General features: G+C 63.2%; 19 protein-coding genes. 8 read left to right on the top strand and 11 right to left on the bottom strand.

Annotated elements, in window-relative coordinates:
- Window positions 1-125: 125 nt before the first annotated feature.
- Complete coding sequence (locus tag P0D80_RS30810) at window positions 126-392, bottom strand: hypothetical protein (protein ID WP_408181890.1); 267 nt, start codon at window positions 390-392, stop codon at window positions 126-128.
- Window positions 393-1185: 793 nt separating this feature from the next.
- Between P0D80_RS30810 and P0D80_RS30805 the strand changes: the two genes are divergently transcribed.
- Window positions 1186-3924 (top strand): MGH1-like glycoside hydrolase domain-containing protein, encoded by a 2739-nt coding sequence (locus P0D80_RS30805; protein WP_408289522.1) that lies wholly within the window; start codon window positions 1186-1188, stop codon window positions 3922-3924.
- A 504-nt stretch (window positions 3925-4428) separates the two neighbouring features.
- Here P0D80_RS30805 and P0D80_RS30800 read toward each other — a convergent pair.
- From P0D80_RS30800 to P0D80_RS30780, 5 genes are all read right to left on the bottom strand, one after another.
- Window positions 4429-5043, bottom strand: a complete 615-nt coding sequence (locus P0D80_RS30800; RefSeq protein ID WP_408289519.1) for a septal ring lytic transglycosylase RlpA family protein — start codon at window positions 5041-5043, stop codon at window positions 4429-4431.
- Between the two features lie 100 nt (window positions 5044-5143).
- Complete coding sequence (locus P0D80_RS30795; RefSeq protein ID WP_408289516.1) at window positions 5144-5956, bottom strand: peptidoglycan DD-metalloendopeptidase family protein; 813 nt, start codon at window positions 5954-5956, stop codon at window positions 5144-5146.
- Between the two features lie 319 nt (window positions 5957-6275).
- Window positions 6276-6494, bottom strand: coding sequence for a hypothetical protein (locus tag P0D80_RS30790; protein WP_408289513.1), 219 nt, complete (start codon window positions 6492-6494; stop codon window positions 6276-6278).
- A 239-nt stretch (window positions 6495-6733) separates the two neighbouring features.
- The gene (locus P0D80_RS30785; RefSeq protein WP_408289510.1) at window positions 6734-10192 is read right to left on the bottom strand and encodes a DEAD/DEAH box helicase; all 3459 of its coding nucleotides are present in this window, start codon (window positions 10190-10192) and stop codon (window positions 6734-6736) included.
- 124 nt (window positions 10193-10316) lie between these two features.
- On the bottom strand, window positions 10317-11099 hold the full coding sequence (locus P0D80_RS30780) for a DeoR/GlpR family DNA-binding transcription regulator (protein WP_408289507.1): 783 nt from the start codon (window positions 11097-11099) through the stop codon (window positions 10317-10319).
- Window positions 11100-11372: 273 nt separating this feature from the next.
- On the opposite strand from P0D80_RS30780, the gene P0D80_RS30775 reads away from it, so the two are divergent.
- Complete coding sequence (locus P0D80_RS30775) at window positions 11373-13868, top strand: GcvT family protein (RefSeq protein WP_408289504.1); 2496 nt, start codon at window positions 11373-11375, stop codon at window positions 13866-13868.
- 7 nt (window positions 13869-13875) lie between these two features.
- Here the strand turns inward: P0D80_RS30775 and P0D80_RS30770 are convergent, their stop codons facing one another.
- From P0D80_RS30770 to P0D80_RS30760, 3 genes are all read right to left on the bottom strand, one after another.
- A complete protein-coding gene (locus tag P0D80_RS30770; RefSeq protein WP_408289501.1) occupies window positions 13876-14415 on the bottom strand; it encodes a cytochrome b in 540 nt (179 codons plus the stop codon).
- Window positions 14412-15503 (bottom strand): catalase family peroxidase, encoded by a 1092-nt coding sequence (locus P0D80_RS30765; protein WP_408289498.1) that lies wholly within the window; start codon window positions 15501-15503, stop codon window positions 14412-14414. The genes P0D80_RS30770 and P0D80_RS30765 overlap by 4 nt, the downstream gene beginning before the upstream one ends.
- A 112-nt stretch (window positions 15504-15615) precedes the next feature.
- The gene (locus tag P0D80_RS30760) at window positions 15616-15885 is read right to left on the bottom strand and encodes a DUF4148 domain-containing protein (RefSeq protein WP_408181903.1); all 270 of its coding nucleotides are present in this window, start codon (window positions 15883-15885) and stop codon (window positions 15616-15618) included.
- Window positions 15886-16165: 280 nt separating this feature from the next.
- Here P0D80_RS30760 and P0D80_RS30755 point away from each other — a divergent pair, with 280 nt between their 5' ends.
- The 3 genes from P0D80_RS30755 (at window position 16166) to P0D80_RS30745 (ending at window position 18381) form a co-directional block, all read left to right on the top strand.
- Entirely contained in the window at window positions 16166-16888 is a 723-nt protein-coding gene (locus P0D80_RS30755; RefSeq protein ID WP_408181905.1) for an anti-sigma factor family protein, read from the top strand.
- Window positions 16889-17038: 150 nt separating this feature from the next.
- A complete protein-coding gene (locus P0D80_RS30750) occupies window positions 17039-17557 on the top strand; it encodes a sigma-70 family RNA polymerase sigma factor (protein WP_012426855.1) in 519 nt (172 codons plus the stop codon).
- Complete coding sequence (locus P0D80_RS30745; protein ID WP_408181906.1) at window positions 17554-18381, top strand: anti-sigma factor family protein; 828 nt, start codon at window positions 17554-17556, stop codon at window positions 18379-18381. The genes P0D80_RS30750 and P0D80_RS30745 overlap by 4 nt, the downstream gene beginning before the upstream one ends.
- Before the next feature lie 89 nt (window positions 18382-18470).
- Here the strand turns inward: P0D80_RS30745 and P0D80_RS30740 are convergent, their stop codons facing one another.
- The gene (locus P0D80_RS30740; RefSeq protein ID WP_408289493.1) at window positions 18471-19409 is read right to left on the bottom strand and encodes a helix-turn-helix domain-containing protein; all 939 of its coding nucleotides are present in this window, start codon (window positions 19407-19409) and stop codon (window positions 18471-18473) included.
- Between the two features lie 205 nt (window positions 19410-19614).
- Here P0D80_RS30740 and P0D80_RS30735 point away from each other — a divergent pair, with 205 nt between their 5' ends.
- Both P0D80_RS30735 and P0D80_RS30730 read left to right on the top strand, forming a co-directional pair.
- The gene (locus P0D80_RS30735; protein WP_408289490.1) at window positions 19615-20532 is read left to right on the top strand and encodes an NmrA family NAD(P)-binding protein; all 918 of its coding nucleotides are present in this window, start codon (window positions 19615-19617) and stop codon (window positions 20530-20532) included.
- Window positions 20533-20546: 14 nt separating this feature from the next.
- Window positions 20547-20750 carry a hypothetical protein gene (locus P0D80_RS30730; protein WP_408289487.1) on the top strand — a complete coding sequence of 68 codons (204 nt, stop codon included), beginning with the start codon at window positions 20547-20549 and terminating at the stop codon, window positions 20748-20750.
- A 128-nt stretch (window positions 20751-20878) separates the two neighbouring features.
- Here P0D80_RS30730 and ribA read toward each other — a convergent pair whose 3' ends face one another.
- Window positions 20879-21529, bottom strand: a complete 651-nt coding sequence (gene ribA / locus P0D80_RS30725) for a GTP cyclohydrolase II (RefSeq protein ID WP_116121574.1) — start codon at window positions 21527-21529, stop codon at window positions 20879-20881.
- Window positions 21530-21799: 270 nt separating this feature from the next.
- Between ribA and P0D80_RS30720 the strand changes: the two genes are divergently transcribed.
- Window positions 21800-22243, top strand: a complete 444-nt coding sequence (locus tag P0D80_RS30720) for a CBS domain-containing protein (protein WP_408289484.1) — start codon at window positions 21800-21802, stop codon at window positions 22241-22243.
- Window positions 22244-22510 lie beyond the last annotated feature (267 nt).

Below are 22510 nucleotides of genomic sequence, written 5' to 3'. Positions count from 1 at the left end.
CGCGCGAACATCGGTCGTTTGCATCGCCCATGCCTGGCACGGGGTAGTGTTATTTTTCGAAGCTGTGGACTTTTCCCCTTCGATGGATAGATGACGGGTCGCTGAGCGGCAACCGAACTGGTCTATTAATCCACGCCGCTATGGGCCGCAGCAATGGCTTCGTCGCGGACCTTTGCCGCAGCTGCCTTCTGCTCGTTGTAGACTCTTTTCGCTGCGCTGACTTTCCGGTCATACGCTCTGTTGGCTGCGGCAACCTGCTGATGCATCTTCACGATCTCATCCGTATTGCCGCCTGATGCCGCGTTCGCCGCGGGCCCACTAGCAGTCTGTGCCCAACTCGTCGTGGCAAGCACGCCGGTGCACAGCAGGAACGTTGCAATGATTTTCTTCACGGGAACCTCGAACTGGACGGGTTGCAGGGCGACGGTAGGCCGACCGGCCAAATTCGCTCCGCCAGGTGAAAACCATGACTTCGACCGCCAGAACGACGGGCGTCAGTCACCTGTATGGAAACGTAATTCCGAACCGCGTGATCTTTTTGCCTCGCGGGCCTCTCACACTTCATTATCGGACACGGGATTGTTCAGTGACAATGAGCCTTTGGTCCCATACTGGCCCGACCCAAATGTAAGGATCAGTTGGCTGCCACAGTCCGCAGCGTTGCGCACAGCCCCAGGAAACGGATCCTGCTGGAACGGCTCGTACGGCCTGCCAATCTGCGATTCTGCGTTGCGGCGAGACGTCGCCCTTCCCGGTCGATCTGCTTTTGTGATCGCCTTGGCCCACTTCGGAAATGCTGCCGCTTCTCGATGGAAGGAAACTGAAATATTCGATAAACCGTGCGACCAAAGTCTTATTGTCCGTACCCACCTCATGGTTGATCATTTAGGAATCTAAATGGATTCAACGACCATTCGGATGAACGGCATCGCGACTGTTTTTTTCATGGTAGCGAGACGCCTGTGTCATTCAGTTCGCAGGCCCCTGTCATTCAAGCGACACCAATCCGGTTAAGTATGGAAAGCCTCGACGATCAGCGTTCCGCAAGCCATTAGATCGAGTTCGAACGCAATCGTCGGGGTCAACGGGACCCGCGCTGGCCGGCATGCCGTACGTTCGCCTGAAACGCCCCGATCCGCTTGGGATGTCGAGCCGGATTCGTTCACCCGTAGCGGAGGAAAAGCCATGGCCGCGGTAGTTGTGGATGTGACGGAGCAAGTACGCTTGAACGAAGCGCGCGAGGCACAAATCCCGTGGAAAAAGTGGGGGCCTTATCTAAGTGAGAGGCAGTGGGGAACGGTCAGAGAGGACTATAGCGATAACGGCGACGCCTGGAATTACTTCACTCATGACGAGGCGCGCTCACGCGCCTACAAGTGGGGAGAGGACGGACTCGGCGGACTGTGCGACGACCAGCAACGGCTGTGCTTTGCACTGGCGCTATGGAACGAGCGCGACCCGATTCTGAAGGAGCGCCTCTTCGGCCTCACGAATGGCGAGGGCAACCATGGAGAGGACGTCAAGGAGTATTACTTCTACCTCGACAGCACGCCCACCCACTCCTACATGAAGTACCTCTACAAGTACCCGCAGCGGGAGTATCCCTACCGGGACCTGGTCGAGACCAACGGGAAGCGTTCACGGGAAGAGTTTGAGTACGAGTTGCTCGATACCGGTGTCTTCGACGATGACCGGTATTTCGATGTATTCGTCGAATACGCCAAGGCAGATCCTGACGACATCCTTGTCCGGATTTCGGTGCACAACCGCGGGCCGGAGCGCGTACCGTTAAGAGTATTGCCAACGCTATGGTTCCGCAATACCTGGTCCTGGGGAGACGATGACCGCAAGCCGTCGCTGCATGAAGATGGAGCGGGTACGATTTGCGGAACCCATCATGAACTGGGCCAGTACTGGCTCTATTGCGAGGGTGATCCGGAGTCGTTGTCTACCGAGAACGAGAGTAATGCGCAGCATCTGTGGGGCGAGCCCAACGCATCTCCTTACGTCAAGGATGCTTTTCACAACTACATTATCTCGAAGCAGACCGATGCGGTAAGTCCAGCAAAGACGGGAACGAAGGCCGCCGCTCACTATATCGTCGAGTTGGCTGGTGGGGAAAGCAGGACGATCCGCCTACGGCTGACGGCAACCAGAATGAACGAGCCCTTCGACGGTTTCGACGGGATACTCGAGAGCCGGATCGCCGACGCCGATGAGTTTTACCAACGGATTGCACCAAAATCGCTGACAGACGATCAACGCCGAGTGCACCGCCAGGCGCTGGCAGGCATGTTATGGAGCAAGCAGTATTACTACTTCGATCTGGACAAGTGGCTGCGTGAGCACAAGAGCCATCCTTTGCTCGAGGCCGCCCGTCGCGATGTGCGCAACACAGACTGGTTCCACATGTTGAACGCCGACGTGATCTCCATGCCGGACAAGTGGGAATATCCTTGGTACGCGGCCTGGGACCTGGCCTTCCACACTATCTCGCTGGCGCTGGTGGATTTCGATTTCGCCAAGGAGCAACTGCTGCTGATGCTGCGAAGCCTGTACTTCCATCCGAGCGGGCAGATTCCGGCTTACGAGTGGAACTTCAGCGACGTGAATCCGCCGGTGCACGCCGCCGCGACACTCTGGCTATACAAATACGAGAAACAGCTGGGCCGGGCTGATCCGCGGTTCCTCGAGCGATCGTTTCAGGGTTTGATGCTCAATTTCAACTGGTGGGTCAATCGCAAGGACCCCAGCGGACGCAACGTCTTCGCCGGCGGCTTTCTAGGTCTCGACAACATCGGTGTCTTTGACCGCAGCGCGCAGCTTCCGACCGGTGGGGTGCTGGAGCAGGCGGACGGCACGGCGTGGATGGCGTTTTATTGCCAGAACATGCTGGAGATGGCCATCATCCTGTCCGAGTACGATCCCATCTACGAAGAGATCGCCTTCAAGTTTGTCCGGCATTTTATGTGGATTGCCTATGCGATGGACCGCCGCGGCGAACATCACGACGAGATGTGGGACGAGGAAGACGGCTTTTTCTATGATCTACTGCGCCTCCCTGACGGCCAGGCGACCCGCTTGAAAGTGAGGTCGATGGTAGGACTGTTGCCGCTGTGCGCGTCGACGGTGTTCGAAGCGGATTCCGCCACTCGCTATCCGAAGCTGATGGAACTGATGGCTCAGTTTCGAAAACGTCACCCCGAGTTGATTGCCCAGATTGCCCCGACGGAAGCGGGTTTCATCGGCTATAAGGAAAGGCGCCTGTTGTCTATCCTCAATAAAAAGAAACTCGAGCGTGTGCTCGGTTATCTTCTCGACGAGAACGAATTTCTTGGGCCACACGGCATTCGTTCGCTCTCGCGCTATCACCTGGAGCATCCGTTCGTTCTCAATGTCGGTGGGCAGGAATACAAAGTACAGTACCTGCCTGCCGAATCGAATACCGGCATGTTCGGAGGCAATTCCAACTGGCGCGGTCCGGTCTGGATGCCGGTCAATATGCTCATCGTTCGGGCGCTGGTGAATCTGTACAGCTTCTACGGCGACGAGTTCAAGGTTCAATGTCCCACGGGTACCGGGCCACAGATGACACTGTTCGAGGTAGCCCAGGAGATTGTTCGGCGGCTCACCGGCACGTTCTTGCGAGATGAGCATGGACAAAGGCCGGTCTATGGCGGATCGGCGAAATTTCAGCACGATCCGCACTGGCGCGACCTGATCCTGTTCTACGAGTACTTCCACGGTGACAACGGCGCGGGCCTTGGCGCCAGCCACCAGACCGGATGGACGGGGCTGGCGGCCCCTCTCCTCGATCTGTTTGGACGCATCGATGCAAAGTCTCTGCTTGAAACAGAACGCGTGCAGCTAATGGCAAGAGTCGTCAAAGAACAGATTGGCGGAGAAGCCGCAAATCAAAGGTGACGGAGCAACCATTTCCGACGTACGTTTCCGGGCGTTGTCTTAGCCAGTACACGTATCTGATTCAGTGCGTTATCTCGCGCATCGTTGCTCAAAAAGGCGCTGCACAATTGTTGAAAGATTGCTAATCCACCAGGCTCGCGATCCAGTCAAAAAAATGCGGCGTCGTCTCAATCCGGAGGCCGACGCCGCTCAAAACATCACACGCTCGCGGGGGTCTAGCCGCACGAGTGAACACAAATTAGCCGGTCAGAAAATTGACCTCAAGATGAAAGAACTGCTTTTGTAACTGGCGGCCAGGTAGTTATTACGTCGGACGTAAACCGCGGCCGAATAGAAACGTTGCGCCATCTGCGCTGAAAATCGTATGAATTGAAGCGCCCGCAACTGATAATTTACATACGCAGAGGTTTTATTACAGTCGACGCGGTGCTCGCACTACGACGACGGCCTTTAATCAATTGGCCACATGTTCGGGCTTCCCTTCTCTCGTAATCACGATCAGCATCAGGCGCCGGTTTCCATGCAGCGGCGTGCCGCAACGACGCGTTCCAGCGTCACCTGCGCGTTGCCCGCCGAACCGACACCAAGCGCCTGCGCGGCGGCATACGATAGATCGATGATCCGTCCGCGCACGAACGGGCCGCGATCGTTGATGCGAACAATCACCGAGCGCGCGCCGCCGAGCGCCGTCACTCGCACGCAGGCGCCCAACGGCAGAGTGCGATGCGCCGCGGTGAGCGCGTGCATGTCGTAGCGCTCGCCACTCGCGGTGCGGCGTCCGTGGAACCGCTTGCCGTACCACGTTGCTATGCCCGTTTGCCGGAAAGTGTTGCCGCACGCGCAGACGGGCGTGGTCGATGCGGCATCGTCGTTCGCCAAAGGACCAGGTGACGATTCCTCGCTCGCAGTGTCCGATGCGCGCGATGTGTCGATGTCGCCGGTTCGTGCCGCATGTGGTGTTGTTGCACGTTGACCGTTGCGCGCGGCGGCAGCGCCGCCACTGAGCGATTCGCGACCGACGCCGGGCTGCGCACATCCGGCAAGCATGAGCAACGCGCCGAGCAGCAAGACTGTCGACGCGCGCCGGCCCGTGCCAAAGCAATGTAGATAGAAATTCATAAGCATCACGTCGCGCGGCGCACTGCATGCGGCAGGCTCCGCGTCGGGTTCGAGTTCAAGGTCAAGGTCAGATGAGCGGCGAGGCCGCGAACGCGCCGCGTTACTGGCGTTTCGGGAGGTACTTGAGCGGATCGACCGGTTTGCCGTCCGCGCGCACTTCGAAGCGCAGCGATGCCTGGCCTTTGTCGTCCGCGCCCATTTCTGCGATCACCTCGCCTGCCTTGACGTCCGTGCCTTCCTTGACGAGCAACGCGCGGTTGTTGCCGTATGCGGTCAACACATGCGCGTCGTGCTTGATGATGATCAGCTTGCCGTACGCCGCGATCCGGCCTCCCGCATAAACCACGCGGCCGCCCGATGCCGCCCGCACCGGTTCGCCGACGCGCCCGCCCATCACGATCCCCTTCGTCTTGCCCGACACGAACGGCGCGGTCACGGCGCCACTCACGGGCCACGCGAGTCGTGCCTTTGTGGACGCAGCCTCGCTCGGGCTATCCGCGAAGAGCGCGCGCGCTTGCGCGAGTGAGTTCGATGGCGCGCTGGCTGCGGGCGAGGCACCGGCACCCAGCGGCGGCGCGACGCGCAGCACCTGGCCGACACGCAGGCCGTCAGCGGGCGACAAGCGGTTCCACTGCGCGAGTGCCGAAGCCTCGCGACCGAACGCCTTGGAAACGCCGATCTGCGTGTCGCCGGGATTGACGCGGTAGAAGCCGGCAGGGACTTGCGAAATGGATGCGGGCGTAGGAAAAGGCGCAGGCGCGGACACGTGCGCCGGCGCGTCAACGGCATAGACCGGAGCGGCCGGCTGTGCTCCCGGTCTGGCCAGCGCGCAACCCGCCAACGACGCGGCCAGCAACAGCGCGAATAGCATGGAAGAGCCCGATTTGGCAAAGCGGGACGAACAGATTTTCATCGGGGAGATCCGGGTAAATCGCGTGGGTGGCTAGCCGCGCTTGCCGCGACTGCAGGCATGCGGTGTGGTGTCGGCGTGCGTTGCTATTGCGGCCAGCTATTCATTCGGTGGCGCGCGTGACGGTTCTCGCAAAGCATCGGCATCCGTGGTTCGTCGCGTGGTCCAACGGGCAACAAGCGGCGCGCGTGCAAGCGATGCGTGATTGCAGCTCGCATCGATTTGCCGCTGATCTTTCGCCTCACGCCTCGCGATTCCAACAGCGATGAAGGACGGGCCGACGACCTGCATCGGCCCGCATCCTCACATCGTCGGCCGATGCTTACGGCTTGATTGGCGCCGCGTCGTCATTCGACGCAGCCTGATGGCGATGCGCGTGCTTGTGATGCTTCTTCTTGTGGTGATGCTTCGCAGCCGGCGCCGAGGCTTCCTGCGTAGCCACGCCTGCTTGCGACGATGCGTCGACCGGCGTGGATGCCTGGGCGAATGCGCCGATAGAGAACAGACCCGCGACGGTAACGGCGAAAATGTGCTTCTTCATGGATGGTATTTCCTTAACGAACTGCGTTGACTGACCGCTTCACGGCCGCGTGTTCAACGAGTGTCAGGACAAAGCGTTGACGGCATCGCCGGGAACAGGACGTTCCTTGACCACTTGTCACGCTTTCGCTCACGGCACCATCAAAATTGGAGATATTTGAGCGCCCGCGAACGGGCGTAACGTCGCGCGGCGCGGCATGCGCGCCGGACGTTTCGAGATGGATTCTGGAACGCCCGTTCTTACCGGCCGCCTTCGATCTCAGGCATCGGCGCGAACAGCGCGTCGAGATCGTCGTCCGAGAACTTGGCGGCGCCGGCGGCGTCTTCGGAAAGAATGCTGTCCGCAAGCCCGGCCTTCTGCTCCTGTAACTCCACGATCTTTTCCTCGATGCTGCCCGCCGCAATCAGCTTGTAGACGAACACGGGCTTGTCCTGCCCGAGCCGATGCGCGCGATCGGTTGCCTGATTCTCTGCCGCCGGATTCCACCACGGGTCGTAGTGGATCACCGTGTCGGCGGCGGTCAGGTTCAGGCCGACACCGCCCGCCTTGAGGCTGATCAGGAACAGCGGCACCTCGCCCTGCTGAAAACGCTCGACCGGCGTGACGCGGTCTGTCGTGTCACCGGTGAGAATCACATAGGGAATCGCGGCTTCTTCGAGCGCTTCAGCAATCAGCGCCAACATGCCCGTGAACTGCGAGAACAGCAGCACGCGGCGCCCTTCCTCGATCAGTTCCGGCAGCATCGACAGGAGCAGGTCGAGCTTGGCCGAACGCATGGCGCGCGCGCCCTTCTCGACCCGGTCCGTTCTGTCGCGTTTCTCGCCTGCCTCACCCGCCTCGCCGGCCGCCTTGAGCGTCCGGACAAGTCGCGGATCGCAGCACACCTGGCGCAGCTTCAGCAAGGCATCGAGCACGATGATGTGGCTGCGCGCGAGACCTTGCGCGCTGACGGCGGCGCGCACTTTCTCCTGCATCGCCGTGCGCACGGTTTCGTAGAGATCGCGCTGCGCGCCTTCCAGGTCCACCGAGCACAGGATGGTGGTCTTGGCCGGCAGTTCCTTGGCGACCTCGTCCTTGCGACGGCGCAGCATGAACGGCCGGATGCGGCGAGCCAGCAACGCGCGGCGCACGCCGTCGCCATTCTTCTCGATCGGATTGCGCCAGCGTTTGGTGAAGTCTTTCTGGCTGCCGAGAAAGCCCGGCAACAGAAAATCGAACTGCGACCACAGCTCGCCGAGATGATTCTCCAGCGGCGTGCCCGTCAGACACAGCCGATGCGACGCGCGCAGCCCGCGAATCGCCTGCGCGGCTTTGGTGGTGGCGTTCTTCACGTACTGCGCTTCGTCGAGGATCAGCAAGTGATAGTCATGCTCGGCGAGCACCTTCTGATCGCGCCATAGCAGCGCGTACGTGGTCAGAATCAGTTCGTGCCCGGCGATCTGTTCGAAGCGCTCCTTGCGCTGCGGACCGTTGAGCACCAGCACCTTGAGTTCGGGTGCGAAGCGGCGCGCTTCTTCGCGCCAGTTGTGCACGAGCGTGGTCGGCACGACGATCAGCGCCGGCCGCGTGAGACGCCCCGCTTCTTTTTCCGCGAGGATATGCGCGAGCGTCTGCACGGTCTTGCCCAGACCCATGTCGTCGGCGAGCACGCCGGCGAGGTTCTGCTCGCGCAAAAACTGCATCCAGTTCAGGCCTTGGTGCTGATAGGTCCGCAGTTCGGCCTTCAGGCCGCGCGGCACCGGCACCTCGCGCAAACCCGGCCCGGCTTGCAGACGCTGCGCGAGTTGCCGGATCGAATCTTCGCCACGAAATTGCCAGCGGCCCGTGCCGTTCAACGCTTCCAGTCGACCGGCGTCGACGGATGCCACGCGCAGCGGCGCACCCTCCGCGAGCGAGCCGCCTAGCGCGTCGAACAGATCGACGAGTACACGCACCACCGGCTTCAGACGGTTGGCGCGCAAGCGCAGACGCTTGTTCTCCTCGGTCTTCAGCTCGATCGGTTCGTCGTCGGCGATGCTTTCGAGCGCGCCGCTCAGCCAGCGGCGGTCGCGCCGGAACAGGTCGGCGAGCAGCGGCTCGAGCCGCACGTTGCGCTCGCCGATGCGGATGCCCATTTCCAGATCGAACCAGCCGTCGCCGGCCTGATGCGCGGTGCCTTCGATCGCGTCGATCTCGATGACGTTGTAGCGGAATTCCGGCGCCATCGTCACGCGCCAGCCTTTGCTCACGAGGTCGGGCACGGCGTCGTTGACGAACGCGGACCACGCTTCGGCATCGGGCAGGCCGAGCATGGTGTCGGGCAGCAGGCGCGATGCGTAGACCCGGCTGGTCGGCACCTTCTGCAAACCCGTCTTGCGCAGTTCGAGCAGACGTTTTTTCTCGGCCTCGTAGCGGCGGCGGATATGAATCACGTCGCCGCCCGGCATCGGCACGAGCGTCACGCTGCTGTCCACGTTGATGCTCACGCCGTCGTAATCGAAACTCACGCCGGCCAACTCCACCGCTCCGGATTGACGCAGCCCCGCCTTGCTCGCCGACGACGGCAGCGCATGACTGTTGAGCGAGAGCACCGGCACGGGCTCGACGTCGATCACGCGGATCGCGGACGCGTCGTGTGTGGGCGGCAGCGGCAACTCGGGCGCGATCTCGCGCAGCACCGAGGCGACCAATGGCGCTTCGGCGAGCGAGATCGGCGGCATGGCGAGGTAGTCGGGCAACTGCTGGAACGGCAGCGACGACTGAACGATGCCCGCCTCATTCGCGACGCCGTCCACGTACCAGACCGGCTCGGTCGGCAGCACCATGCTGGCGCGCGGCTCGGTGCACAGCACGGGCCGCAGGCGCTCGTCGGCGAGCGGCTCCCATTCGATCCGGCCGGGCCGGTCGGCGCCGCGCGAGAGCGCGGTTGGTCCTGCTTGCCCGGGCGCGGGATTGAAGTCGACGAAGAGCCGCCCCGTCGCGATCAGTTTCTGCAGCATCTCCGCGCCGCTCGTGCCGCGCAGGATGAACTGGCCGAAGTCCTCACGGGAGCGGCCGAGCCACAGGCCGCGCAGGATCGACAGATCTTCGTCGGAGACGAATTTCGGCTGCTTGAGCAGCGCCGTCTCGACATTGCCCCAAGGTTCGTCCACTTCGACAACCGCGCCGTCCGGATTGCAGCGCGCGCGGTACAGCACCACCTCGTGGCGCATGTGGAAGTTGGACCAGTTCAGCCGGTATGCAAGTGTCTGGGTACGCGGGGCGCTCGCCTTCTGGGCGTCGGCGTCCGCAGCCTCGGCGCGGGCGCGAAAACGTTCGAGCCAACTGACCAGTTCGGGCCGCACGCCTGACGGCTGTCCCATGTGCGTCATCGGCTTCGGCGGCAGATCGCGCGCCGAGTCTCCGTCGTCCAGTTCGACATGGGTGATGTGGTCCATCTCGTCGTGATAGTCGAGCTCGGCGAGCAGCAGCGCGGCGACATGCTTGCAGTTGCGGCCGACCGGACACGTGCAGTCGCTCTGCGCCCAAGGGGAACCGCCGTCGGTGCGAAACCGTACCCGCGTTTTGTAGGGAAGCGTCCGCGTGCCCTGCACGTCGCCGCTCAGCGTGGCGCCGTGCCATTTCACATTGGAGATGGGGCCGACCGAGCGCGCCTTGGCGACGGTGTGGTCCCCCAGCCATTCTGCAATCCGTTCCCGATCAAAGAAAACTGACGACATCAGCGTCCAATCCTATTCAAGCCGGCTTGGGCAAGCGCGCGGACAGAATCAGCTCGACAGAGCGCGGCTGGCGCCGGCCGGTGAGTGTCTATACAGCATCGATTGCCTGTGATAACCGGCCATTTTACGCGTTGGACGAAATTGGCTGTGTGCCCACTTCCACATCCACCCCCGCCGCCGCGAACACCCGAGCCAATGCGGGCGCCGGTGCTTCATCCGTCACCAGCAGATCGACGGCGTCCGCGCCGAACGCGTGCACCAGCGCGCTGTGGCCGAATTTCGCGTGATCCGCCGCGACCACGCGCCGTTCGGCCTGGGCGAAGGCCGCCAGCGAAAACGCCACGTCGGCGGGCAGCGCGTCCATGAAACGTCCCTGCATGTCGATCGCGGTGACCGAGACGATCGCGTAGCGCACGTGGAACTGGCGCAGGAACGCCAGCACGCTGTCGCCAACCGCGGCGCAGTCGTCCGGCCGCAGCTCGCCGCCCGCGACGAACACCCGGTTGCCGTTGCGCGGCGCCAGCACGCGCGCGACTTCGATGGAATTGGTCACGACCGTGAGCCGCGAACGGGCAGCGAGCGCCTGTGCAATATGCAGGCACGTCGTGCCGCCTTCAAGGATCAGCGAATCGCCGTCCCGCACCAGTTCGCCGATCCGCGCGCCGATCGCCCGCTTGCCCTCGAGGCTCGCCGTCATGCGCCGCTGGAACGGCGGCTCGTCGAGACGCTCCGGCAGCATGATGCCGCCGTGAACTTTGATTAGCAGGCCGTCCGCGATCAACGGCTTGATGTTGCGGCGGATGGTCTCGTCGGAGACGGCGAAACGGCCGGCGAGATCGGTGATCGTGCAGGTGCGCTGCTCGCGGACGAGTCGCAGGATTTCGGCTTGGCGCTGGTTGGAGAACATGGCGATTGGGCGGTGAGGATTCACTGCAGTCTAGCAAAAGGCACAGTTTTACGGATTGAATAGCCACACATTTCCAACTAAAACCACATTTTTAAGGCGCACTATGAGCTTTCTCCTTCTGAAACAAGGCCGGAGCGGCCGTACCCTTCCGGAAGGCGCACGGTCGTATGACCGCCGCATGACGCCGCCCGAATCACAACAAGGCTGTGTATTCGTTGCATTTCGTGTCTTTTTACGGCAATCTACACGCACCCGATCCACGCATATCCACACATGTCCACATCCATTCCCACTCACGCTCGCGTCGTCATTGTCGGCGGCGGGATCATCGGCTGCTCGGTCGCCTACCACTTGACGAAGCTGGGTTGGACCGATGTGGTGCTGCTCGAACAGGGCCAACTGTCGTGCGGCACGACCTGGCATGCGGCCGGGCTCGTCGGCCAGTTGCGCGCCCAGGAGAGCATGACGAAGCTGATCCGCTATTCGACCGCGCTGTACGCCGAACTCGAAGCGGACACCGGCCTCGCCACCGGCTGGAAGCAATGCGGCTCGCTCTCGGTGGCCCGCACGTCCGAGCGGATGACGCAGCTCAAACGCACCGCCGCCGTCGCGCGCGCCTACGGCGTGGCCTGCGACGTGATCAGCCCGCGCGAAGCCGGCGACCTGTGGCCGGTCATGCGCACCGACGACCTGCTCGGCGCGGTCTGGCTGCCCGGCGACGGCAAGGCGAATCCCACCGATCTGACCCAGGCCCTCGCCCGCGGCGCCCGCCAGCGCGGCGCGCGCATCGTCGAAAACACCCGCGTGACGGCGATCCACACGCGCACCGCGCAAGACGGCAAAACGAGCGGCGCGCGCGAAGTCAGCGGCCTAGCGTGGCGCAACAAGGATGGCGAGGAAGGCACGCTCGGCGCGGACATCGTGGTGAATTGCGCGGGTCAGTGGGCCAAGGCCGTCGGACGCTTGTGCGGCGTGACCGTGCCGCTGCACTCGGCCGAGCACTACTACATCGTGACAGAACGGATTGCTGGCGTGCATCCGGACCTGCCGGTGATGCGCGACCCGGACGGCTTCATCTACTTCAAGGAAGAAGTGGGCGGCCTCGTGATGGGCGGTTTCGAACCGGATGCGAAGCCGTGGGGCATGAACGGCATCCCCGAGAATTTCGAGTTTCAACTGCTGCCGGACGATTGGGATCAGTTCGAAATCCTGATGGAAAATGCGCTGCAGCGCGTGCCCGCGCTCGAAACGGCTCAGGTGAAGCAGTTCTACAACGGTCCCGAATCGTTCACGCCGGACAACAACTTCATGCTCGGTGAAGCGCCCGAACTGCGGCGCTTTTTCGTCGGCGCGGGTTTCAATTCGATGGGGATCGCCTCGGCGGGCGGCGCCGGCATGGCACTCGCGGAATGGATCGTGGCGGGCGAGCCGACCATGGATCTGTGGCCGGTCGACATTCGCCGCTTCGCGCGCTTCAACGGCAACGACACGTGGCTGCACGACCGCGTGAAGGAAACGCTCGGCCTGCATTACGCGATGCCGTGGCCGAATCGCGAACTCGACAGCGCGCGGCCGTTTCGCCGCTCGCCGCTGTATTCGCTGCTGCGTGACGAAGGCGCGTGTTTCGGCAGCAAGATGGGCTGGGAGCGCGCCAACTTTTTTGCGCCTTCGCCGCAAGAGGCCAGGATCGAGTACGCATTCGGCCAGCAGAACTGGCTGCCCTGGAGCGGCGCCGAACACCGCGCGTGCCGCGAAGGCGTCGCGCTGTTCGACATGACGTCGTTCTCCAAATTTCTCGTCAAGGGACGCGACGCGCAAAGCGTGCTGCAAGGCATCGTCGCCAACGACGTGGATGTGCCGACCGGCACCACCGTCTACACCGCCATGCTCAACGAGCGCGGCGGCTACGAATCGGACTTTACGCTCACGCGCCTCGCCGACGATCAATACCTGCTCGTCACCGGCACCGCGCAAACCACGCGCGACTTCGACATGATCGACAAGGCCATTCCACACGACAAACACTGCACGCTCGTCGACGTGACCGGCCAGTATGCCGTGCTCGCCGTGATGGGCCCGCGTTCGCGCGAACTGCTGCAAAGCGTGTCGAAAGCGGATTGGAGCAACGAAGCGTTCGCGTTCGGCCAGAGCCGCGAGGTCGACCTCGGTTACGCAACGGTGCGGGCCACTCGCCTCACCTACGTCGGCGAACTCGGCTGGGAACTGTATGTGCCGGTGGAATTCGCGGTAGGCGTGTACGAGACGCTGCGCGCCGCGGGTAAAGCGTTCGGCCTCGTCAACGCGGGCTACTATGCAATCGACTCCTTGCGCATCGAAAAAGGTTATCGCGCATGGGGCCGCGAACTCACGCCGGATACGAATCCGTTCGAAGCGGGACTGTCGTTCGCGTGCAAGCTCGACAAGAACATTGCGTTTCGCGGCCGCGACGCGCTGCTGAAATTGCGCGCCGAACCGCCACGCAGACGCATGGTCGTGCTGACCGCCGACGGCGCCGCGGATCGCATGCTATGGGGCGGTGAAGCGATTCTGCGCGACGGTAAGCCGGTGGGCTTCGTGAGTTCGGCGGCGTTCGGCCACACGCTCGGCTGTCCTGTGGCGATGGGCTATGTGAACAATCCCGAGGGCGCAGCGGATGCCGCCTATCTGAACAGCGGCAGCTATGCGATCGACGTCGCCGGCGAACTGCTGCCGGCAACGCTGCATCTGAAAGCGCCTTACGATCCGCGCTCGGAACGCGTGAAGCGCTAAAGAAGAACTAACGCTCGCCGCGCGCCATGCTCGAAAACACGCCGTCGCGTCGGATCAGCCCATGAAACAGTGCCGCCGCGAGATGCAGCAGCACGGTGGCGAACAAGGCGAACGCGAGCCACGTGTGCAACGCGCGCAGCAAGGCGAACAACTCGACGTTATGCGGCGCGATCGGCGGCAAGTGCAGCGGACCGTAGAGCGTGACCGGATAACCCGCGGCGGACAGCATCGCCCAGCCGATCAACGGCATTGCCGCCATCAACACATAGAGCACCAGATGCGAAGCCTTCGCCGCGAACCGCTGCGGCGTGGGCATATCGTCGGGCAACGGCGGGCTGCCGCGTGTGAGGCGCACGCCCGCACGCAGCACCACCAGCAGCAGCAACGCAATGCCGAGCGGCCGGTGAATCGCGATCAGCGTGTTGTGCGCGCTCGAGACGGTGGCGACCATGCCCACGCCGATGAACAGCATCGCGATGATCAGGGGCGCCATCGTCCAATGCAACAGGCGCGCGAGCGGACTGAAATGGGTGCGCGTCGGCCTCATGAGTGGTCTCCGTTTGTCTGGGCTTGATGAACCGCGGGATGCGACGCTTCCTCGCGTGTGCGGCGCTTGTAGGATAGTGCGTACGCGGCCGAGCGTGCGGCCAGCAAGGGATCGTCCGACGGCTTGATGCCGGCCGGCAGGATCGTCGGATCGAAGTTGACGTCGCGGCACGTGCCGTTTGCCTGCGGCGTCGTGTGATCGATCACGAGCGTGCCGGCGTCGACTTGTTGACGATCGTCGGGCCATTGCAGCGTGGCGTCGTTGGTGGGGTCGCCGGGCTTCGCGACGGTCAGGATCAGATGCCAGCGCAGAGGGCCGTTTTGCAGGCGCTGATCGAGGTCGGCTTCGAGAAAATTCTTCTCGGCTTTTTCGGCGTCCGTGATCGGCGCGTACGGCGTCTCGGGCACCATCGCCCAGCGCACGGCATGCGTATTACCGGTGCCGTCGGTAAAGCGGAATGCGTTGATGCTGTAGTACGCGGCATTCGCCAGACTCGACGAAGGCGGATGGGCCTTCACCCACGCCTGAAACGGCTGGGTCTCGGGATTCGCCGCGTAAAACGCTTTGAGTTTCGCGGGGTCCGGTTTGCCGGTCGCCAGGTCGGGCTTGGCGGCCACCAGTTGCTGATAGAACTGCTCGGGCGTGTGCACCGCGAAAACGGGCGTCGAATTCATCCCGGTGCGCCACTGCTCGCCGTTTTGCAACTGGAACAGCAATGCGAGGCTGCGCACGGGCGAACTGGTATCCGGCGCGGACGGGTTGCCGCCGGGCACCGCGAAGCGGCCCGTGACCGGCGTGCGGCCGGGCGCGAACACGGCCGCGCTGGACAGCGCCGCGCCATCGCCGTTGCTGTCGAAATAGCCCTCGATACACAGGCCCTTGGCATGATTGCGCCGATAACCGGGATGCGGCTGGCCGGCCACGGCCTCGAATGTGTTGATGAAACGCGGCGCGGTGAGACGCGCCGGCGTCAGCCAGCCCGCCGTGAAGGCGAAGCCGCCGGCGAGCACCAGCACGGCCGCGCCGATCGCGATGAGTCGGCAGGGCACGCAGACAGGCCCGGGATTGGGAACGGATGGTTTTGCCACGAAAACTCCTCTCTCGGATAGATGCGCTTACCGGGCTAACACGCGATGCAGCGATCTATTCCATTCGATATCCGGCGCGCCCGTTCCAGTCGCGCGCCGGGGTATCGGCACTTCAATTGACGCTGCCTGCCTGCGCGTCCTGGCTCGCAACATGGTTGGCGGCCGCCGCTTCTTTGGCGAGTGCTTCCTTGTGCTGCGCGACCTGCTGCGCGAACACCGGGCTCACTTCGGGATACGATGCATCGGTGACGTAGTTCAGGCCGTTCTGCTGGGCCTGGATCAATTCCTGGTACACCTCAGCACGCGTCTTGCCTTGCGCGAAAGCGCTCGACGAAGCAGCGAGAACAGCAACGGACAATGCGGCAAAAGCGATCTTCTTCATGATGAACTCCAGTGAGTTTTGTGCGGGTTTGCATGAGGGAGAACCACAGGTCCATGGCTTTTATTCCTGCCTCGGAGCGTCAGAAAAAACATATCCGGAAGCGGGAATAAACCGGCGCGCAATCGGGTTAGCTCGTGCTTCGGCAGCGCGCTGAGGGGCGCATGAAAGTGCGCTCGCGGCCGCCCTGCGGCGTTGAAATTGGCGTGCGAACATATGGAATAAACTTGGGTGTGTGCGTGTTCGCCCCTTCGCTAGCCGAACTCCCTCGCACGCCGACATCATGACCACTGACGCCCCTTCCGATTCGCCGCTTTCCGAAGCGGACATTCAGGCCTACGCCGACGGCACGCTGACGCCTGAGCGCGCGGCATTTCTGCGGGACTATCTGGGCAAGGATCCAGCGGAGGCGCGCCGGGTGGCGTTTTACGGCAGGCTGAACGCGCAGATTCAGCAGGCTTTCCAAACAACTGACGAACCCGTGCCGGGCCGCGTCAAAGGATGGCGCCGCGTGTTGGAGCGCATCAACACAGGAAAACGGACCCGCAAGGTGGTCAACACGCTGGCGGCGCTCGCGCTGACGCTGGCGGTGGCAAGCGGCTGGCTCGCCGCGACTCAGGTGTCCGCCCAGGCGCTGAACAACGCCGCGGTGATGGCATTGGCCGAAAGCGCCGCCGGGCAGTTTTCCGCTGCGTCGCCGACGCGCGCCGATCCGTCCGCGCCGAATCTTTCGGCAATCGGGTTGCGCCTCGTGGACCAAAAAGTGGTGGCGCTGGGCCCGCTTCAGCGGGTCAGCGAATTCATCTATCTGAACGGCGACAATCAACCGGTGGTGCTGCTGTCGGCTTTGGCATTGTTCGCGCCGGCGCAGGCGCAGTGGTCCGCGAGACGCATCGGCGAGATTCGCCTGTTGCTGTGGACCGCGCAGCGGCAGCGTTTCGTGGTCGCCGGCGACGCCCGCACCCACGGCCTGATGCGCGCCGCCGACGCGATGACCATGCGATGACGGGGTGTTGAGTGCGGCACGCATTTCACGCTCTCAGACACCACGGCGGAATAAAATGCGCGCACGTGTGTTCGCATCTCGAATGCGTCTTTTCGCGCGGCAAGAGAACGCCTTCTTGCCCGCGGAAAAACTCCACGATTGGGATACAAAATGGATGTCCGTGACGAGTTGATGGAGCATGTACCGCGTTTGCGGCGCTATGCACGAGCGTTGATCAACAATCGCGACCTCGCCGACGATCTGGTGCAGGACACGCTCGAACGCGCGCTCGGCCGCACCGGCATGTTCCAGCCGGGCACCGACCTGCGCGCGTGGCTGTTTACGATCATGCACAACGTGTTCGCCAATCAGGCGCGCAAGGCTTCGGCGCGCGCCGTCCACGTGGCGGTCGACGACGAAAGCGTGTCCGAGAGCGAATTCGCCGTGCCCTCCGAGCAGACCCGCTCGCTGGAAATGCGCGACCTCGACTACGCGCTGCAGCGCCTGCCCATGGAGCAGCGTGAAGTCGTGCTGCTGGTGGGGCTCGAGGAAATGAGCTACGCCGACGTGGCGCTCGCGCTGAACATTCCGCTCGGCACGGTGATGTCGCGGCTGTCGCGCGGACGCGAACGGTTGCGGGCGTTGATGGCGGGCACGCAGCCCGGTGCAAAATTACAGGTGGTGCGATGAGCGACCAAACTATGCCGATCGGCGAAGAAGACCTGCATGCGTACGTGGACGGCACGCTGTCCGACGAACGCCGTGCCGATGTCGAGCGCGCGCTCGAACAGAACCCGGAGTTGGCCGCGCGCGTCAGCGATTATTTTTCGCTGAACAGTATGTTCCACGAGCGCTACGACCGCGTGCTGAGTGAGCCCGTGCCGAAGCGCCTGCAGGCGCCTGCGCCGCGCCGCTGGCGAATTGCCGCCAACTGGCCGCAATTCGCCGGAATGGCGGCGGCGCTGGTGATGGGCGTGGGCATCGGCGTGGGCACGCATATGGGACAGGACGTGATCGCGCCGGTTGCAAGTGGCCACTCGGACACGCGGCCTGTCAGCGCGGACAGCTCGGAAATGTTCGCGCGGCAGGCGGCGGTGGCGCATGTGGTCTACATGCCCGCCGTCGACCGGCCGACCGAGATGAGCACCGACGATCACGAACAGGATTTCGTGCAGTGGCTCTCCAACCGTCTCGGCACCAACGTGCATCCGCCGATTCTGTCGAAGAGCGGTTTCAATCTCTCGGGCGGACGGCTGCTGCCCGGCGCCGACGGACCGACCGCGCAGTTCATGTATCGCGGGCCGAACGGCGAGCGCGTCACGCTGTGCATCTCGCGTCGCCAGCAGAACTCGAACACGACCGCGTTCAAGCTGTATCAGGACGGCCCAGTGAACGTGTTCTACTGGATCGACGGCGATTTCGGCTATGCGGTGTCGGGCGGAATCGACCGCAAGCAGTTGCTGCAACTGTCGCATGACGTCTATTCGCAGTTGACGGGCGCAGCGCCGGGTTGATCGGTGCCCTGCACTACGGTGTGCGTTTCAGCTTCCCGGCGCGCGGCCTCGATCCAGTGAGGCCGCGCGCATAACGTCGTTGCGAGGGTCTAGCGCGGCGTAGCAATGCGGCGGGAATGGCTCGAATCGAACTCGACAATGCTGCCTGAGTTCGCACTCGACCTGATCAGCTCGCGCGGCGTCACACCCAACAAGCGGCCCATCCAATGCGCCATATGGCTCTGATGCGCGAAGCCCGTATCGAGCGCGATCTGACTCGCGTTGAGCTTGCCTTGCAGCAGCAGCGTTCGCGCGCGCTCCACGCGCCGCTGCACCACGTATTGATGCACCGGCATGCCGAGCGTCTCGCGAAACAGCACCTTGAAATGCGGCACGCTCAACTCGGCGAGTGCGGCCAGTTCGCTCAGCGTGAGACGCTGGTCCAGATGCGCTTCGATAAACTCGATCACGCGCGCGGCCGTTTTCGGCGCGAGCGTGCGCCGCTTGTTATCGAGCGTCGGCGCACCGCCGATCAATCGCACCACCATCGCCGTACACAGGCTTTCGGCGTAGAGCGGATCGGATGCCTCGTCCGCTTCGAGTTCGGCGCGTAAGGCCCAGGCGAGATGCTGAAAGCGCGGATCGCGCAGTTGGAATTGCGGGCGCAGTTGCGCATCGCTCGATTTCAGCGACAGTTGCTCGACGGTCCGCTGCGCGAACGCTTCGCTGATCCACACGCTGAAAATCGTGCAGGCGGCTTCATCGCTCCACTGCCCGTCGAGTCCGGCGGGAATGACGTCGGCGTCGCCATGCGCCTGGATTCGCGAGTAGCGGCGCTCGTTGCACAGGCAGCGTGCCTTGACGGGCGCGCCGACATGCACGCCCACCCGGTGATATTTGAACGCGGGAATACGGTGCAGCCCGGCCGACACGTTGACCAGCTCCGCGCCGAAGCCTTGCCAGCCGAGCAGCCTGCTCGAACGCAATACGACGCGGGAACCGCTATGCGGCTGCGGTTGCAGTCCAGGTATCGGTGTCACTGCATTCATTGCTGCCCTCGTGGATGACTTCGAGTGTGCCTGCATTGTGCGACGTTTCGCGCCGCTTCGCTCGACTCTACGAGATTCAACGCGTCTGCTGCGGCGCGGCAGGTAAAACCGTCATCCGAATCTGCGCGGTGTGATCCTTGCCCGCGCGTTTCCCCGCTGCCGCGCCTCTAAGATAAGGCCGTACCGAGCCAACAAGGAGCGCAACGTGTTCGTGATTTTTGGAGCAGCCGGCAATGTCGGCACAGTGAGCGCGGCGGCATTGCGCCGGGCGGGCCGCAACGTGCGTGCGGTGGTCCGCGATAAAAAACAGGGCGAATTCCTCGCCGGGATCGGCTACGAGATCGCCGTTGCCGATCTGCTCGACGCCGCAACGGTGGCGCGCGCAATCGAAGGTGCGCATGCCGTCCAACTGCTGTGTCCGTTGCCACGGGGACACGCCGATCCCGCACAGGCGATGCGGCGCATGATCGACGTGAGCGTCGCGGCATTGCGCGCCGATCCGCCCTCTCGCATTCTCGCGCTCTCCGACTACGGCGCGGAACATGCGGCCGGCACGGGCATCACCACGCTGTTTCACGAGCTTGAAACGCAACTGCGAACGGTGGACTCGCAGTTGACGTTTCTGCGCGCCGCCGAACACATGCATAACTGGGCACGCGTGCTGCCGATCGCGCTCGCGAAAGGCGCGCTGCCGAGTCTGCATCATCCGTTGAGCAAACGCTTTCCCACCGTCGCCGCACAGGACGTGGGCGTGCTGGCCGCCGAACTGTTGCTCGACGATCGAGTGCAGCCGGTCTCGCCGCGTGTCGTGAGCATCGAAAGCGATGAGCGCATCAGCGCATTGGACGTGGCGCGCACGATCAGCGAACTGGCAGGCCGTGCCGTTGTAGCACGCGAAGTGCCGCGCGGCGAATGGGCCACGGTGCTGCAAGGCGCGGGGCTCGGCGAAGGCCACGCGCGTTTGATCACCGATCTCTACGACGCGCACAACGCGGGTCGTATCGATGTCGAAGCGGATATCAGCGAACGTCGCTTTGGCGCGACGACGCTAGGTGAAGTATTGGCAGCGATTCTGCCGCGCGTGGCCACGGCTGCGGCAACCGCCGACGGCACCGCTCGTTAGAGAGGAGAGACCGCATGCATACCTGCCCTTTGCTACGTACATCGGTCGACGCGCGCAAGGTCGCGTCCCAACATCGAACGCGATCGACGCGCATGAACACGCGCGCGCACCGCTGGCTGGCGATATCGGCAAGTCTTGTGGGATGGCTAGGCTGGCGCGCGCTGCAAGACGTGCTCAACGCAATTCCCGACAGCAACGACGACTTCAGCCTGTTCTGATCCGCCGCGCTTCGATGTATCGAAGGCGCAAAGCAAAGCGCCCGGCATGCCGGGCGCAAGATATCGACGAATCCGCCGCTACAACGCCGGCTGCCGTTCACACACGGCGGCCGGCACAGGCACGTGGTTCATTCGTTCTCGTCGAAGTAATGACCGAACTTCACCTGCTTGGTGCGGATATAACGCTCGTTTTCCTCGCGCATCGGAATCGCCAGCGCGACCCGCTCGCACACCGGAATGCCATGCTTGGACAGCGTGTCGAACTTCTCCGGATTGTTGCTCATCAGACGCACGGACGTGACCTTCAGCGTGCGCAGAATGCCCGCGGCCGAATCGTATTCGCGCGAGTCGTCCGGCAAGCCGAGATCGAGATTGGCCTCGACGGTGTCGCGCCCCTGCTCCTGCAGCGCATACGCGCGAATCTTGTTCGACAGGCCGATGCCGCGCCCTTCGTGGCCGCGCAGATACAGCAGCACGCCGCAGCCTTCCGCCGCGATGTAGCGCAGCGCGAGGTCGAGCTGCTCGCCGCAGTCGCAGCGGTACGAGCCGAGCACGTCGCCGGTGAGGCACTCGGAATGCAGGCGCGTCAACACGGACGACTGGTTGGCGACGTCGCCCATCACGAGCGCGAGATGTTCGGCGCCGCTCTCGCATACGCGAAACACGTAGGAAGTGAACGTGCCGTAGCGCGTAGGAAGCGTGGCGGTGGCGTCGAGAATGACGCATTCGCCGTTGGGTGCGCCGTCTACTGCGGGCGACGGATCGTGAGACGTGAGCATGGCGTTAGACAATGGTGCTGACATGAACCCGATCAAACCGGGAATAAGGTACGGACTGGGAGTTTACCGCTAATCGGCCTGCCGCACCCGTATGCCCTTGCATGGAGCACGGAACCGCTGTCGCGGTGCGCCGCTACCCGAGTTAAACGCAGCGCGCGCCACAGGTATTCCCGAAGTACCCCGGTGGCGCGTCACGCCTATACTGGAATGGCCTGTCCCTCACGACAGCGCGCCGCGCCGGCGTGCTGCACTGCGAAACGGAGCCGCTCCATGACAAGCGTTGCACAGCTTCTTAAAACGAAACCGAACAACACCACTGTTTTCACTGTCGGGGCCGACGACTCAGTCTACGAAGCGATCAAGCTGATGGCCGAAAAGGGCATCGGCGCGCTGGTCGTCACGGACGGCGAGAGCATCGCCGGAATCGTCACGGAGCGCGACTATGCGCGCAAGGTCGTGCTGATGGACCGCTCGTCGAAGGCCACGCCGGTGCGCGACATCATGAGCAAGGCCGTGCGCTTTGTCCGCCCCGATCAGACCACCGACGACTGCATGGCCCTCATGACAGAGCGGCGCATGCGCCACTTGCCCGTGATCGACAATGACCGGCTGGTCGGCATGGTATCGATCGGCGACCTGGTGAAGAACATCATCGCCGAACAGCAGTTCACCATTCAGCAGCTCGAGTTCTATATTCACGGCGAGCGGCCCTGACCTGATACGCACGCCGCGGAACCGACGCGCAAAAAAAGCCCAATCCGTGAAACGGTTGGGCGAAGCTACCTTGCGGCAGCGGAGGTTCCTTGACTTGTGGGCCGCGACTCGCGCGGCCCGGCTGTCTTGTGGCGCTCGCGGCGCTGCTGCCGCGTCGCGCTCGAATCAATTCGACGATCGGAAGCGTGGGGGGGGGGCCGGGGGGGCGGCGGGGGGGGGAGGCGGGACACAGGGTGGGTGGAGGCGGCAGGAAAAAGTTTGGGGGGG

This window comes from Paraburkholderia sp. RL17-373-BIF-A (assembly GCF_046030175.1).
GTDB lineage: Bacteria > Pseudomonadota > Gammaproteobacteria > Burkholderiales > Burkholderiaceae > Paraburkholderia.
This window is presented reverse-complemented; position numbering and strand designations above follow the sequence as displayed.

What these genes read in the sequence shown, in the direction of transcription:
- P0D80_RS30805 (WP_408289522.1), top strand. Translation starts at nt 1,186, where the DNA reads ATGGCCGCGGTAGTTGTGGATGTGACGGAGCAAGTACGCTTGAACGAA.
- P0D80_RS30800 (WP_408289519.1), bottom strand. Translation starts at nt 5,043, where the DNA reads ATGAATTTCTATCTACATTGCTTTGGCACGGGCCGGCGCGCGTCGACA.
- P0D80_RS30795 (WP_408289516.1), bottom strand. Translation starts at nt 5,956, where the DNA reads ATGAAAATCTGTTCGTCCCGCTTTGCCAAATCGGGCTCTTCCATGCTA.
- P0D80_RS30790 (WP_408289513.1), bottom strand. Translation starts at nt 6,494, where the DNA reads ATGAAGAAGCACATTTTCGCCGTTACCGTCGCGGGTCTGTTCTCTATC.
- P0D80_RS30785 (WP_408289510.1), bottom strand. Translation starts at nt 10,192, where the DNA reads ATGTCGTCAGTTTTCTTTGATCGGGAACGGATTGCAGAATGGCTGGGG.
- P0D80_RS30780 (WP_408289507.1), bottom strand. Translation starts at nt 11,099, where the DNA reads ATGTTCTCCAACCAGCGCCAAGCCGAAATCCTGCGACTCGTCCGCGAG.
- P0D80_RS30775 (WP_408289504.1), top strand. Translation starts at nt 11,373, where the DNA reads ATGTCCACATCCATTCCCACTCACGCTCGCGTCGTCATTGTCGGCGGC.
- P0D80_RS30770 (WP_408289501.1), bottom strand. Translation starts at nt 14,415, where the DNA reads ATGAGGCCGACGCGCACCCATTTCAGTCCGCTCGCGCGCCTGTTGCAT.
- P0D80_RS30760 (WP_408181903.1), bottom strand. Translation starts at nt 15,885, where the DNA reads ATGAAGAAGATCGCTTTTGCCGCATTGTCCGTTGCTGTTCTCGCTGCT.
- P0D80_RS30755 (WP_408181905.1), top strand. Translation starts at nt 16,166, where the DNA reads ATGACCACTGACGCCCCTTCCGATTCGCCGCTTTCCGAAGCGGACATT.
- P0D80_RS30750 (WP_012426855.1), top strand. Translation starts at nt 17,039, where the DNA reads ATGGATGTCCGTGACGAGTTGATGGAGCATGTACCGCGTTTGCGGCGC.
- P0D80_RS30745 (WP_408181906.1), top strand. Translation starts at nt 17,554, where the DNA reads ATGAGCGACCAAACTATGCCGATCGGCGAAGAAGACCTGCATGCGTAC.
- P0D80_RS30740 (WP_408289493.1), bottom strand. Translation starts at nt 19,409, where the DNA reads ATGAATGCAGTGACACCGATACCTGGACTGCAACCGCAGCCGCATAGC.
- P0D80_RS30730 (WP_408289487.1), top strand. Translation starts at nt 20,547, where the DNA reads ATGCATACCTGCCCTTTGCTACGTACATCGGTCGACGCGCGCAAGGTC.
- ribA (WP_116121574.1), bottom strand. Translation starts at nt 21,529, where the DNA reads ATGCTCACGTCTCACGATCCGTCGCCCGCAGTAGACGGCGCACCCAAC.
- P0D80_RS30720 (WP_408289484.1), top strand. Translation starts at nt 21,800, where the DNA reads ATGACAAGCGTTGCACAGCTTCTTAAAACGAAACCGAACAACACCACT.